The sequence below is a fragment of the Janthinobacterium sp. SUN100 genome (assembly GCF_030397705.1).
Classification (GTDB): Bacteria; Pseudomonadota; Gammaproteobacteria; order Burkholderiales; family Burkholderiaceae_D; genus Janthinobacterium; species Janthinobacterium kumbetense.
Window position 1 is genome coordinate 1,546,498 of the sequence record NZ_JAPUBU010000001.1, and the last position, 13,375, is coordinate 1,559,872.

11 protein-coding genes are annotated in these 13,375 nt (G+C 63.9%); 6 read left to right on the forward strand and 5 right to left on the reverse strand.

What is annotated here, in order from left to right; translation table 11 throughout:
* Positions 1-474 precede the first annotated feature (474 nt).
* Positions 475-1,209 (forward strand): YceI family protein, encoded by a 735-nt coding sequence (locus O0881_RS06730; RefSeq protein ID WP_289910680.1) that lies wholly within the window; start codon positions 475-477, stop codon positions 1,207-1,209.
* On the opposite strand, the gene O0881_RS06735 is transcribed toward O0881_RS06730, so the two are convergent.
* A complete protein-coding gene (locus O0881_RS06735; protein ID WP_251348108.1) occupies positions 1,172-1,801 on the reverse strand; it encodes a LysE family translocator in 630 nt (209 codons plus the stop codon). The genes O0881_RS06730 and O0881_RS06735 overlap by 38 nt on opposite strands.
* 156 nt (positions 1,802-1,957) lie before the next feature.
* On the opposite strand from O0881_RS06735, the gene O0881_RS06740 reads away from it, so the two are divergent.
* Positions 1,958-4,852 carry a hybrid sensor histidine kinase/response regulator gene (locus O0881_RS06740; RefSeq protein WP_289910681.1) on the forward strand — a complete coding sequence of 965 codons (2,895 nt, stop codon included), beginning with the start codon at positions 1,958-1,960 and terminating at the stop codon, positions 4,850-4,852.
* Here the strand turns inward: O0881_RS06740 and O0881_RS06745 are convergent.
* Together O0881_RS06745 and O0881_RS06750 are read right to left on the reverse strand one after the other, a co-directional pair.
* Positions 4,837-5,748 (reverse strand): alpha/beta hydrolase, encoded by a 912-nt coding sequence (locus O0881_RS06745; protein WP_289910682.1) that lies wholly within the window; start codon positions 5,746-5,748, stop codon positions 4,837-4,839. The two genes, O0881_RS06740 and O0881_RS06745, sit on opposite strands and share 16 nt — an antisense overlap.
* A 46-nt stretch (positions 5,749-5,794) precedes the next feature.
* Positions 5,795-8,932 carry an NAD(P)-binding protein gene (locus O0881_RS06750; protein ID WP_289910683.1) on the reverse strand — a complete coding sequence of 1,046 codons (3,138 nt, stop codon included), beginning with the start codon at positions 8,930-8,932 and terminating at the stop codon, positions 5,795-5,797.
* Between the two features lie 202 nt (positions 8,933-9,134).
* On the opposite strand from O0881_RS06750, the gene O0881_RS06755 reads away from it, so the two are divergent.
* On the forward strand, positions 9,135-9,677 hold the full coding sequence (locus tag O0881_RS06755; RefSeq protein ID WP_289897306.1) for a phosphohydrolase: 543 nt from the start codon (positions 9,135-9,137) through the stop codon (positions 9,675-9,677).
* Positions 9,678-10,038: 361 nt separating this feature from the next.
* Entirely contained in the window at positions 10,039-10,638 is a 600-nt protein-coding gene (locus O0881_RS06760; RefSeq protein ID WP_251348103.1) for a response regulator, read from the forward strand.
* Positions 10,639-11,055: 417 nt separating this feature from the next.
* On the opposite strand, the gene O0881_RS06765 is transcribed toward O0881_RS06760, so the two are convergent.
* A complete protein-coding gene (locus O0881_RS06765; protein WP_099667305.1) occupies positions 11,056-11,277 on the reverse strand; it encodes a hypothetical protein in 222 nt (73 codons plus the stop codon).
* A 219-nt stretch (positions 11,278-11,496) separates the two neighbouring features.
* On the opposite strand from O0881_RS06765, the gene O0881_RS06770 reads away from it, so the two are divergent.
* Positions 11,497-12,084: a chromate transporter gene (locus tag O0881_RS06770; RefSeq protein ID WP_289910684.1), complete on the forward strand. Its 588-nt coding sequence runs from the start codon at positions 11,497-11,499 to the stop codon at positions 12,082-12,084.
* Positions 12,081-12,665, forward strand: coding sequence for a chromate transporter (locus O0881_RS06775; protein ID WP_289910685.1), 585 nt, complete (start codon positions 12,081-12,083; stop codon positions 12,663-12,665). Before O0881_RS06770 ends, O0881_RS06775 begins: the two co-directional genes overlap by 4 nt.
* A gap of 3 nt (positions 12,666-12,668) precedes the next feature.
* On the opposite strand, the gene urtE is transcribed toward O0881_RS06775, so the two are convergent.
* Positions 12,669-13,367 (reverse strand): urea ABC transporter ATP-binding subunit UrtE, encoded by a 699-nt coding sequence (urtE, locus tag O0881_RS06780; RefSeq protein ID WP_289910686.1) that lies wholly within the window; start codon positions 13,365-13,367, stop codon positions 12,669-12,671.
* Positions 13,368-13,375 lie beyond the last annotated feature (8 nt).

A 13,375-nucleotide genomic window follows, 5' to 3' on the forward strand; every position in this document is an offset into this window, starting at 1 on the left:
TTTGTTTCCAACAATGAAATTAAATTATCTCGTTGATATTTCACAACACATTCATCGAATTCATCGTGTAGTCACGCCGACATTCTATTTTTACCGCATACTGATTAGCTCGACATTATATTTAAATTATCATTTGCATAATCATGTGAAACTATCAAACGCGTAGTTTGTTTTTCAAAAGAAACTATTAATGCTAATTAACAGCATTAATTCGAATACGCCTTTTCCCGGCATGCGCGGCAATCCCGCCATTCGATTTTGCACCGCCGCACATTCATTTTCTGGCGCCTGCTTTTAATACCAATTCCATTGCATTTACGTTCATTTCCCTGCAAGACAGGGCATGCGGCTGAAGGAATTGGTCTTGCAAAACGGCCACGCATGCGTCGCGGCTATCGCACCGGTGCCGGATCGCTTACTATCGCCCCATCGCGCCCTGCGCCACCGCCATCCCTTTGCCAGGAGTCCTCATTGATGCCCCACGCCCCTCGCCGCCTGCTGCTGGCCTGCGCCTGCGCCTTGCTCGCGGCCTGCAGCCCGTTCGCCCCGCCGCCCGCCGCCTCGCTCCCGGCCGCTCCGGCAGCGGCGCCAGCCATGCAGGCGCCGCCCTGGCAACAGCCGGGCGTGCGTATCCTGCACATCGCACCGCAGGAATCCCTGCTGACCATCACCGTGCGGCGCGGCGGCGCGCTGGCGCGGCTCGGGCATGACCACGTGGTGGCCAGCCGCAGCCTGCAGGGCGTGGTGGCGCCCGCGCCGGGACGCGCGCACTTCCGCTTCCGGCTCGACGAGATGAGTGTGGATGAAGCCGGCCTGCGCCAGGCGGCCGGCTTGACGACGACGCCGTCGGCCGACGCCATCGCGGGCACGCGCCACAACATGCTGGTGCGCGTGCTCGAGGCGGAACGCTATCCGTGGGTGAACATCGAGGCGCGCCGCACGGGTGACAAGGAAGTGCTCGAGGCCGACATCACCCTGCATGGCGTGACGCGCACGCTGCAGTTGCCGGTGCGGATTGAGGAAACGTCCGATGGCCGCCAGCTGCAGGCCAGCGGCAGCCTGCTCTTGAAACAGAGCGACTTCGGCATCGTGCCCTTCGCCGTCCTGGGCGGCGCCATGGCCGTGCAGGATCAGATGGAACTGGCGTTTCGCATTACCGCCAGGCAAGAACTCAGCGCGCCAGGATCAGGCGCAAGCCCAGGCCGATGAAGATGGTGCCGGCCACGCGGTCGAGCCACAGGCCGGCGCGCGGGCGGCGGTTCAGCCAGTGTCCCACGGCGCCGGAAAAATAGCCGAGCAGGCCGAACAGCACACAAGCCTGTGCCGTGAAGACGAGGCCCAGCTGCGCCGTCTGCCAGCTGGCATTGCCCTGGCCCGCGACGATGAACTGCGGCAAGAACGAGAGGAAAAACAGCACGACTTTCGGATTGATACTGTTGGCAAACAAACCCTTGCCGAACAGGCGCAGCAGCGATTCGTCCGGCAAGGCCGCCGCGCCATCGACTTTCGCGCCGCCGCGGCTGCGCAAGGCGCCGATGCCCAGCCACACCAGGTATAGCCCGCCGGCCACTTTCAGCGCGGTAAAGGCCGTGGGCGAGGCGGCCAGCAGGGCCGATACGCCGATGGTCGCCAGCACGGTGTGCGTGAGGCAGCCAAGGGCGCAGCCCAGGCCGAACGCCATGCCCTGGCGGCGCCCGCGCGACATGCCCACGCCCAGCACCATCAGGTTGTCGGGGCCGGGACTGGCGGTAATGAGGACGGCGGCGGCCAGGAAGGCCAGGAACTGGTCGGGACTGAGCATGAATATCTCGCGGGCAAAGGCGCCATGATACCGGAGCGGGCGTCATGCCGACAGGACATGAAATTGCCCGTATGCCAGCAAGAGTCGATTAAAATGGGCACTCCACAGCAAACGGCGTTGCCGCCGCTTCCCGCGCGACCATCACCAAACCCATCGATGCCAGCCCACCCGCCCCTTTCCCGCCACCGCGCTTCCAGCTCCCGCGTCTGCGCCTGGCTATGCGGCTGGCCGCTCCTGTTCGGCCTGCTGATCGGCCTGCTGGGCCTGGCGGGTGGGGCGCAGGCGGCGCCCTTGCCCCTGAGCAAGCTAGGCATCCAGCACCTGGGCAACAGTGGGCAACTGTTTCTCGCCGGAAATGACGCCGCGCCCGCCGATGCGGCCGCCCTGCCCGCCTGGCTGGCGCACCAGCGCCCGGCCAGCCAGGTCGACCTGTTCGGCGGCGCCTACTGGCTGCACGCGCAGGTGCGCAACGACAGCGGCGAAACGGCCTGGGTCATCGACCCGAACGACACCCTGATCGACCTGGTCGACGTGTACGTGTATGGCCCCGGACTGCAGGCGGCGCCGCAGACCTTGCTGACGGGCTACCAGCGTCCGCACGAGTATTTGTTGCACTACGGCAGGAACGTGCAACTGGCGCCGGGTGCCACGTATGACATCCTGATCCGCTTTTCCAGCCCCTATTACGCGCGCGCGCCGCTGTTCGGCGTGCAGACGCAGCAGGATTACCGCAAGCTGGTGGGCAAGGAAAACTTCCTGATGGTGGCGTCCATCGGCGCCCTGCTGGCGCTGGGCCTGTTCAATTTCTTCATCTTTTCCATCACCCTGGAAAAAGCCTCGGCCTATTACGCGCTGTACGTGCTGACCTATGGCCTGGCCTGGGCCATGACCTTCCACGTCTTTGCCGACCTGTTCGACTGGCGCCTGCTGCAGCTGCATTACGTGCCGTTTTTCCTGCTGCCCGTCTTCAGCACCCTGTTCTACACGCATTTCCTGCGCCTGCGCGATTACTCGCCCCTGCTGCACCGCATCAGCAAGGTCAACCTGGTGCTGCCCCTGCTGCTGCTGCCCAGCTGCTTCTTCGCCCTGTCGTATGCGCACACGCTGGCCACCATCGTCATCAGCATCTGGATGCTGCTGGCGCTCGTCTGCGGCATCGTCGTCTGGTGCCGCGGCTACCAGCCGGCGCGCTTCTTCGTGCTTGCCTTCGTCGCCCTGATGCTGCCCGGCTTCCTGATCCTGCCGGCCAACCTGGGCCTGATGCCGGCCATGGTGGCCAACGCCCAGCTGGTGACCCTGCTCGGCGGCACGCTCGACGGCTTGCTGCTGGCCTTTGCCCTGGCCGACCAGATCCGCCTGCTGCGCAACAACCTGGAACAGCGCGTGCAGGAGCGCACCCTGGCGCTCACCCTCAGCAACGACGCCCTGCTGAAAGCCAAGGAACACGCGGAAGTGGTCAGCCGCCACCGCATCGATTTTCTATCCGCCATGAGCCACGACATCCGCACGCCGCTGGCCGGCGTGATCGGCATGCTGAAATTCGCCCTGCGCGACCAGTCCGTCAAAGGCCGCACGCAGGAATACCTGCGCATCGGCTTGCACAATGGCGTGTCGCTGTTGACCATTCTCAATGACATCCTCGATTTCTCGAAGATCGACGCCGGCAAGCTGACCCTGGAAACCGTGGACTTCGATCTGCTGGCGCTGATCGGCGACGCGGCCGGCATCGTGCAGGGCCAGGCCGACGCCAAGAGCCTGCTGCTGCGCCGCGAACTGGCGCTGGACTTGCCGCGCTACGTGCGCGCCGACCCCACGCGCCTGCGGCAAATCCTCATCAACCTGCTGGGCAATGCGCTGAAATTCACGGCGAATGGCGAAGTGCTGCTGGAAGTGCGGCGCGCCCGCACCCCGCCGCGCCGCGACGGCCGCAGCGAGATCGAATTCATCATCAGCGACACGGGCCCCGGCATCGACGCGGACACCTTGCCCCGTTTGTTCCAGAAATTCGAACAGGCCGACCACTCCACCACGCGGCGCTACGGCGGCACGGGCCTGGGCCTGGCCATCTGCAAGGAGCTGGTCGAGCTGATGAACGGCACGATCGGCGTGGAAAGCCGCATCGGCATCGGCTCGCGCTTCCATTTCACCTTGCCGCTGACGCCAGGCAGCGCGCCGGCGGCCGACGCGCGCCGGCCGCCACGCCACGCGCGCCACGCCTGCCGCCTGCGCATCCTGTGCGCGGAAGACGTGCGCACCAACCAGATCATCATCGGCACCCTGCTCGAAAGCATGGGGCATGCCGTGACCATCGTGGAAAACGGCGAGCAGGCGCTGCGCGCGCTGGGTGCGGGCGCCTACGATTGCGTGCTGATGGATGGCCGCATGCCGCTGATGGATGGCGAGCAGGCGGCGCGCCTGATCCGCGACGGCGGCAACGCCGAATTCCCCATTCCCGACGCACAGATCCCCATCCTCGCGCTGACGGCCAACGCCAGCGAACATGACCGGCAACGCTATCTGGCCGCCGGCATGGACGACTTCCTCAGCAAGCCCGTCGACGAAGCGCTGCTGTTCGAGAAAATCGACGCCCTCATCGACCTGCTGCTGGCGCGCGGCCACGCGCTGCCGCCTGCCGCGCCCACCGGGGACGACAGCCTGGCGCGCCAGTTCGGCCTGGACGAGGCCAACACGGCGCAGGCGGAGACGCCGGCCGATCCCATGACGGCGCCCGTGCACATTTTGCCGCTGGCCGGCCTGTCGCCGCAGCATTTGCAGCGCATCGCACAAGCGTTCCTGACGGAAGCGCCGCGGCGCCTGGACCTGGCTTGCCACGCCGTGCGCGATGGCAATGCCAGCGCGGCGGCGGCCGCCTTCCACGCCCTGAAGGGCAGCGCCGGCTACCTGAGCCGCCCCACCCTGCACGGCCTGTGCCACCAGATGGAAACCCTGGCCTCGAACGGCCAGCTCGATAACGTGGAACAGTTCCTGCCGCAGCTGCAGGAGGCGCTGAGCGTGGCGCGGCGCGACCTGGAAACTCAGCCCGCCGGCTGAGCCATCCAGCCATGCGCTTGCAACCACGCCAGCAACAGCTGCGGCCAGGCGGCCGGCTCGCTGCCCGGCTTGCCCAGGCCCCAGCCATGGCCGCCGCGCTGGAACATATGCAGTTCGACGGGCACGCCCGCGCGGCGCAGGGCGGCCGCCATCAGCCGGCTGTTCTCGGGCGGCGCAATCGGGTCATCGAGCGCCTGCGCAATGAACATGGGCGGCGTGCGCGCATCGACGTGCAATTCCACCGACAGCGCGTCGCGCGCCGCCTGCGCGGGATGACGTCCCAGCAGCTGCTTTTTCGCATGCGTCGTGTCGAATGGCGGCTGCATGGTCAGCACGGGGTACAGCAGCACGGCAAAGTCGGGGCGCGCAGAGACGGCATCGACCGCATCGACGGGCGCGTAGCGGGCCGCGTCGGGCTGGACGGCCGTCATGCCGGTCAGGTGCGCGCCGGCGGAAAATCCCAGCATGCCGATGCGTGCCGGGTCGATGCCCCATTCGGCCGCGCGCGCACGGATCACGCGCATGGCGCGCTGGCCATCTTGGAACGGCGCGCTGACGCCTCCGCCCTCCTGCGGCAGGCGGTACACGAGTTCAAACGCCGTGACGCCCAGCGCCTGCAGCCAGCGGGCGGTGGGGCCGCTCTCCTTGCCCGCCTCGATATGCGCATAGCCGCCGCCGCTGACCAGGAGCATGGCGATACCGTTCGACTGCGCCGGGCGGTGCGCGATCAGATACGGTTGTTCGACCTGCGTGATGGAACCCTTGGCGCTGTCGCGCTGCGGCCCAGGCGCCGCGCCACCGGGCGGCGCGCCGGGCCACAGCACGATCGAGCCGGGCGGCGCGGCGACCGCGTGCAGGTTGATACAGATCAGAAACAACAGCAGCAGGCGTTGCATGATTCGCTCGCGCAGGGAACAATGAAACGCCATCATAGCGAAATCACTAAAAATCCGTCTCGCCCTGGATCACGGCCGGATAGCCCGTCATGGCGCGCGACGTCTGCATGCCCGCCATCACGGCCGCTTCCACGCAGCCCGCGTTGATGCCCGTCTTGATCCAGTCGCCCGTGAGGAACAGGTTACTGAATCCTGACTGGTCGGTGGCCAGCCGGTACTGCGTGCTGTTCACCACCGACATCACATAGCGCTCGGACGGATCGACGTTGGCGCGCCAGTACTGGCTGTCGAAACGGGCCGCGCCCGTGGCCGCCTTCGCGTCGACCAGCCATTGCCATGGAAACGCGCCCGGCCCGCCCGCCTCTGGCCACAGCGCACCGATCTCGTGCTCCAGCTGGTGCAGCGCGCCCTGCTTCGCCCTGGCCGCGCAGCGGGCCGGGAAATCCGTGTCGGTGACGGGCGGATAGCTGTCGACGGGGAAGGCGCTGCAAAAGTACGAGACGTTTTTCGGTGCCAGTCCCGCCGGCCAATCCTCGTGCGCCAACAATTGATCCATCGGCGCCCACGTGTCGTACGGCTCCGTGAAGGCCGACAGCACCGGCTGCTGGCCCTTCGGTTGCGTGGTCCAGCCCATCTGACGCAAGTCCTTGTTGAGCCACACCTGGTAGGCTTGCGTGGCCACGGTTTTCACCTTGTCGGCCGCCAGTTGCAGGGCCGGGCTTTGCGCCAGCAGTTGCGGGCACAAGGCGGGCAGCGAGCCGATGGAAATGCCGAACACCACCTTGTCGAAATCGACGCCCTTCTTCAATACCGTGGCGGGCAGCGCGCGGCCAAACGCTTGCCGGTACTGCTGCGGCCAGTCGCTCCAGTACGATTCCAGGTTGACCTCTTTTTCCTGCAGCAGCGCCGCCTGCGCCGCTTCGATCTGCGCGTAATCGGGCGCGCTGGGCCAGCACGCCAGTCCTTTCACGTCGACCAGCGGCGCATAGCCGGCGGCGGGGTCCTTCAATTGCACCTGCTCGGTGATGCGGATGCTGTCGATGTCGCCCGCGCCCGGCACCAGTTCTTCCACGCGCTGGAAGAACTTGAATTCCACGCCCCTTTTTTTCAACACTTGGTACAGCGGCGTGAAGATCGTGTCGCCCATGCCGGCCTGCATCTTGAACATGATGCCGCCCTTGTAGGCCAGGCCGATGCGCGCCATCGCCCGCAACAGCGTCCCCGCCTCGATGTTCGGTTTCGCGAAATCGCCGCCCTCGTAGGCGAACACCAGGTCATAGAAACCGCGCACGGGCGCCGAGTTGACGCTGAACTGCTCGTCGCCGCCATGCTTGCGCAGCCAGTCGCGGAAATCGATATCGTTGATGGCGTCGAAGCCGTTCTTGAACACGCCATCCTGGAACATGCCCTTCATGACCGTGATGCCCAGGTCCAGGCAAATGAACAGGCGGCGCAATTCGTCGTCGCCATCGATCAGGGCCCGGTAGCGCAGGCGCAGCCAGGCGCGGATGCCGTTCAGGGTGCTGGCCAGCAACTGGTGGCGGGCCTGGTCGTGGCGCGTGGAGTCCGGCGCCAGGTCGGCCACCAGCGCCACCAGCGCGCCCACGGACAGGCCCACGTCCAGTCCCAGCTCGTCGGCCTGCCCCACCACTTCATCGGCCAGGCGGCGCAGCCAGCCCGGCCACACGCCCTCGCCTTGCGATGCGCTCGCGCGCACGATGCGCGCATCGGCGTCCGCCACTTGCCGGATCTGGCGTATCCACTGCTCGATCCAGCCCACCATGGCGACGGCCATCTGCCACAGCTTGATGTCTTCGCCGCCCTCGCCCGGCTCGCCCGGCAAGGTGGGAAAGACGATGGACCAGTTGCGCCACTTGCCCTTGACGTCTTCCGACAGGGCCACGTAATCGTGCTGCTTGAAAGCGTCGCGCCAGGTGGCCAGCGGCGCGCCGGGCGGACGGTCCAGGCTCGCATACGCTTCCTTGATCATCTTGAAGGCATTCGCGTAAAAGCCGAACCAGATGTGCAGGCCGTGTTCCTCGATGCGCTGGCCCGCTTGCGCATTGCGTCCGCTGGCGCCCTTGCCGCCCAGGCGCCAACCCAGCTGGTAGACGGTGATGGCGTGCCGGTTTTGCCAGCCCGGCTGGTTCGTCAGATAGTACGCGGTGGTCATGGCCGCCACGCCGCCGCCGAGGATGGCGATCTTTTCCGGCGCGATGCGGGAATTGTCGACCAGTTCCTCGCCCGGCATGGCCGTGAAGTCGAAATTCACCTGGAACGGCAAGATCGCCGCCTGCGGCCCCAGTTTCAGGCCCAGGGTCTGCTCCAGCGGGAAGCTGTCGAAGGCGTGCAGCGTGCATTCGTATTCGTAGCCGAGCAAGCGCGCGCTGTGCAGGCGGTTGATCTCGGCCGGCGCGGCCACCAGGGCCTGGTACACGGCTTTCACGCCCGCGCTGTCGGGGAATTGCTTGAGGAAAATCTGGTCGATGCGGGGATTGCGCAGCAGCGACAAAACATCGGCCCAGCCGGCCTGATCCATGTCAAAGAAATCGGGGATGGACAGGAAAATCTGGAACGCCTGCTCGATGAGTTCCAGGAAACTGTTGATGGGCTTGTGCTGTCCCGTCTGCACGGTGGCGTTGACTTCCAGCAATGGATGCAGGGCCAGTTTCGTTTCCGGCGAAAAATGCTGGAAACCCTTGGCCGCCACGGAGCAGCGCAGCGGCTCGCTGCCGGCGGCGGGGATCTCGTAGTCGCACAGATACTTCGGGTAGCCGAACAGTTCGCGCCCGTTGATCAGGGCCATGGCGTCATCGACGAAGATATGGCACGGATACCAGTAGATATGCGCGAGCTTGCCGGCCGCGTCCATCTGGCCGACCATGATCCAGGTGACGATATCGACTTCCGTGATCCAGCCCTTGGCCTGGTCGACGGGGTTGGCGGAATCCGCATGGTTGACGCGCGTAAACGTCAGCATCACATACGGCGACAGGGCTTTCAGGGTCATCTTGCTGCCCGCCACCTGATTCAGGGTGGTATTCACGGTCGCCTGCAGCTTCGCCAGGTCGCCCCGGACGAAATAGCCGTACATTTCCGACTGTTTCAATTGCAGCGGCGAGTGCATCATCACCGAACCGCCCTGATAGATATACGAAGGTCTTGCCGAAGGTATCGCCGTCATTGCCCTGCCCCCAATTTAAATTTCAGACAAACAAGATTTCCACAGTGTATTTGAGAAATATCAATGAATGATATGAAATAAATTAAAGGATTTGCCAAGATGCATAGGCTCGGCCGGGAGGGGGCAGGACAGGCGGGAGGCAAGCGCCGGCCATCGGGTGTAGGATGGATCATCCGTGCAAAGCAGGCGAGCTGATCCAGAAATGATTACTACCGACTACGTATCCACCTATTCAGGCAACCGTTTTTATCCCTTGCGCCCGCATATCGACAAGGTCGCCATCGAAGACATCGCCCACGGCCTCGCTTACCAGTGCCGCTTCAATGGACAGACGCAAGTGTTTTATTCGGTCGCCCAGCACAGCCTGATCGTCGCCGAGCTGGTGCCGCCCCCCTTGCGCCTGGCCGCCCTGCTGCACGATGCGGCCGAAGCCTACCTGGGCGACATGGTAAAGCCCCTGAAAGTGCTGCTGCCGGAGTTTGCCGTGCTGGAAGACAAGGTCAGCGCCATCATCGCCGCCACCTATGGCCTGGACTTTTCCGATTACGCACCCATCAAGCGGGCCGACCTGATCGCGCTGGCCACGGAAAAACGCGACCTGATGCCGCACTCGGCCGAGCGCTGGGCTTACCTTGACGGCATCGCCCCCTTGCCCGGTATAATCGAGGCCATGGGTCCGGCCGAAGCCAAGCAGCGCTTCCTGCAGGCGTTTGCCCAGTTGGGCGGGCTCGGGCTCGCCGCATGAATGCTTGCACCCAGCCGCACGAACGGGCGCTAAGCCCCGGTTTTTGCACGGCTTTTTTAGATATCCACAGCAACTGTGGATAAAGTTGTTGATAAGCCCCTCTTGACAAGCCGCAACACCAGTATTGATGCGGGTTTCAACAATTTGCTGATTTCACAGGCAATTTTTTACCCCAATGAAATCAATGACTTGCAATCAGGAGTTTGCGCTAGAACAAACTTACTCTGCCACCATGAAAATATATTTTCTGTGCATTGGCAATCCCCGGTCCAGGCCGTCTTGCTTGAACAGCATTGTTTTGACAAACCCCGCAGACTGGCATAGTGTGGAGTAGCGACGACGATCAACGGTGGATAAACGCATGAATATGGATAGCGATAATTCCGCCAAGGGGGCGGACGAACCCGACTGGCTGGTCGACGAACCGCTGGAACGGGCAGAAGCGGCGGCGGAACCCGCCAACGCGGCGCCTTGGCGCGTGCTGATCGTCGATGACGATGTCGACGTGCATGTGGTGACCAAGTTCGCCCTCAGCCAGGCCAGCTTCCAGGGCCGCCGGCTGAGCTTTTTGCACGCGTATTCTGGCGCCGAGGCGCTGGCCTTGCTGCGCGGCACACAAGATATCGCCGTGGTGCTGCTCGATGTCATCATGGAAACCCAGGATGCCGGCCTGCAAGTGGCGCGCCAGGTGCGCGAAGACTTGCACAACAGCGCCGTGCGCATCATCCTGCGCACGGGCCAGCCCGGCCAGGCGCTGGAACACCGCATCATCATCGACTACGACATCAACGATTTCTGGTGCAAGACCGACCTCACCACGCGCAAGTTGTTTACCACCGTGATCGCCTCGCTGCGCACCTACGCCACCTTGCGCGAAGCGCAGCAACAGGTCGCCGAACTGGCCGCCGCCCTGGCCCAGTGCGGCGACACGCCAGCGGCGCCGGCCGGCGGCACGCCCTGACCCTGCGCCACTACTTTCAGTCATAAAAACAAGAGCACTGGATAGGCATACAGGCTTGCGGCATGCCCCATTCCGGCCCATCTTGCCCGCCGATTGCATGGGCTGAGCGGCGTCAATTTCCTAAGTGGCGGATTGTTAAGCGCTTTTTCAGATATCCACACGGACTGTGGATATCTTTGTGGATAAGCGCCTATTGACAGCCCTCAAAGCCACAGCCCGTGCGGCTTTCAATAAACTGCTCAATCAAACAGCAAAAATAAAAACCATTAAAATCAATCACTTAGAAACTCACACATAATCACAAGAAAATTATTTCGCCAATTTCGTTAACTCATCATTTGTGCATAACTGAGCCGTAATGATCAATCCGACAACAGCGGATCGCGGCCGCCGGCAACACAGTTGCCGTGCGGATACTCAATGCACGGTCTGCCGGCGCTGCTCCGGGTGCAGCAGCACGCGCTCGATCAATTCCGGGGCGACATTGTATGACTTCAGGTATTCCAGTGCGCACAAGGTACTGAAGGCCGCCTGCACGGCGATGCCCAGATTGACGATATCGCACATCTTCTGGTCGACCCGGGCATGCGGCACCACGGTTTTGACGGGCATATGCAGCGTTTCTGTGGATTGAGGCATGATGGACAACTCCTGCGAAGGGGACGGAGGGGGGAGACGGCGTAGCGGTGCGAACCGCGACAGCGCGGACAGGGACAGCGATCATGGTGCCGATAAAAGTATTGCCGATAAACTCTCGATGTCAATGGCAGGGAAACATGAGCCACGGTTTTTTTCTTCCAGGCACAACCGCAGCCGAAAGCGATGGACAAGCGCGAGCGGCCACGGCGATAATCAGCCATGCCTGCCCCCGCCACCGCCCAGCCCGACCTCCCCCGCCCCCAGCCCGCCTCGCTTGCCGACCTGTTCTTCTCGTTCACCTGGCTGGCCCTGCAAGGCTTCGGCGGCGTGCTGGCCGTGATCCAGCGCGAGATGGTCGAGCGCAAGCGCTGGCTGACGCAGGAGGAATTCCTGGAAGACTGGGCCGTGGCGCAAATCATGCCGGGGCCGAATGTCGTCAACCTGTCCCTGATGGTGGGCGGACGCTATTTCGGCTTGAAAGGCGCGCTGACGGCGCTGGCCGGCATGCTGACCGTGCCCCTCGTCATCGTGCTCGTGCTGGGCGTGCTGTACACGCGCTTCGGCGACAATCCGCAGATGGCGGGCGCCCTGCGCGGCATGGCGGCCGTCTCGGCCGGCATGATCGCCGCCACGGGCGTGAAACTGGCGACCGCGCTGGTCAAGCATCCGCTGCCCCTGTGGCTGACCTTGTCCATCACCGTGCTGGGCGTGCTGATGGTGGCGGTCTTCCGCTGGCCCCTGCTGTACATCCTGCTGGGCCTGGGCGGCATCGGCTGCCTGCTCACGTATCGAAAGCTGTCCGCATGACGCCGCCCCTGCAACTGGTGTTGAGCGCGGGCGACTGGCTGAACCTGTTCGGCCATTACCTGATGCTGTCGCTGATGTCGATCGGCGGCGCCATTTCCACCACGTCCGAAATGCACCGTTTCCTCGTCGAGCAGCACGGCTGGCTGACGCAGGCGCAATTCAACGAGTCGATCGCCATCGCCCAGGCCGCACCCGGCCCGAACGTGCTGTTCGTCGCCCTGATGGGCTGGAACGTGGGCATGAACGCGGGCAGCTACACGGCCGCCTGGCTTGGCGTGTTCATCACGATGGTGGGCATCATGCTGCCCAGCACCACCCTCACCTACGTGGCAGCCCAGTGGGGCTACCGCAACCGCGACCTGCGCCCCGTGCGCGCCTTCAAGCAAGGCATGGCGCCCATCGTCGTCGCCCTCTTGATTTCCACGGGCATGATTTTGGGCGGCGCCAACCACCATTGGCGCACCGACTGGCCCCTGTGGACCCTGTCCATCGTGGCTGGCCTCATCATCTGGCGCACGAAGATCCATTTATTGTGGCTGCTGGCGGCCGGCGCCGTGCTGGGCTGGCTGCAACTGGTGTAGTTGCTACACCGCCAGGTGCCGCTTCACCTCCTCGCCATCCATCTGTTCTGCCAGTCCGCTGGCCACGACACTGCCGCGCGACAGGACGATGAATTCGTCGGCCAGTTCGCGGGCGAAATCGAAATACTGTTCGCACAGCACGATGGCCATGTCGCCGCGCTGTTTCAGCAAGGAAATGACCCTGCCGATATCCTTGATGACGGACGGCTGGATGCCCTCCGTCGGCTCGTCGAAGATGATCAGCTGCGGTTCGGCCAGCAGGGCGCGGGCGATGGCCAACTGCTGCTGTTGCCCGCCAGACAAATCGCCGCCGCGCCGCTGCAGCATCTCTTTCAATACCGGAAACAGTTCATACACGTGGGGATCGATGCGCGCAGCTTGCCTGCCCCGCTTCACCGCCATGCCCATCAGCAAGTTTTCCTCGACCGTCAGGCGCGCAAAGATGTCGCGCCCCTGCGGCACGTAGGCGATGCCCAGCTTGGCCCGCGCATGCGGGGCCAGCTTCGTGATATCGCGCCCTTGGAACAGCACCTGGCCCTGCGCCACGGGCAGCACGCCCATCAGGCATTTCAGCAAGGTCGTCTTGCCCACGCCATTCCTGCCCAGCAGGGCCAGGCACTCGCCCTTGCGCGCCGACAGGTTGATGCCGCGCAAGGTGTGCGAGGAGCCGTAGTATTGATTTAACTGTTGCACTTCCAACATAGTCTGTG

Coding starts and splice junctions, on each gene's coding strand:
- O0881_RS06730 (WP_289910680.1), top strand. CDS start 475: ATGCCCCACGCCCCTCGCCGCCTGCTGCTGGCCTGCGCCTGCGCCTTG.
- O0881_RS06735 (WP_251348108.1), bottom strand. CDS start 1,801: ATGCTCAGTCCCGACCAGTTCCTGGCCTTCCTGGCCGCCGCCGTCCTC.
- O0881_RS06740 (WP_289910681.1), top strand. CDS start 1,958: ATGCCAGCCCACCCGCCCCTTTCCCGCCACCGCGCTTCCAGCTCCCGC.
- O0881_RS06745 (WP_289910682.1), bottom strand. CDS start 5,748: ATGCAACGCCTGCTGCTGTTGTTTCTGATCTGTATCAACCTGCACGCG.
- O0881_RS06750 (WP_289910683.1), bottom strand. CDS start 8,932: ATGACGGCGATACCTTCGGCAAGACCTTCGTATATCTATCAGGGCGGT.
- O0881_RS06755 (WP_289897306.1), top strand. CDS start 9,135: ATGATTACTACCGACTACGTATCCACCTATTCAGGCAACCGTTTTTAT.
- O0881_RS06760 (WP_251348103.1), top strand. CDS start 10,039: ATGAATATGGATAGCGATAATTCCGCCAAGGGGGCGGACGAACCCGAC.
- O0881_RS06765 (WP_099667305.1), bottom strand. CDS start 11,277: ATGCCTCAATCCACAGAAACGCTGCATATGCCCGTCAAAACCGTGGTG.
- O0881_RS06770 (WP_289910684.1), top strand. CDS start 11,497: ATGCCTGCCCCCGCCACCGCCCAGCCCGACCTCCCCCGCCCCCAGCCC.
- O0881_RS06775 (WP_289910685.1), top strand. CDS start 12,081: ATGACGCCGCCCCTGCAACTGGTGTTGAGCGCGGGCGACTGGCTGAAC.
- urtE (WP_289910686.1), bottom strand. CDS start 13,367: ATGTTGGAAGTGCAACAGTTAAATCAATACTACGGCTCCTCGCACACC.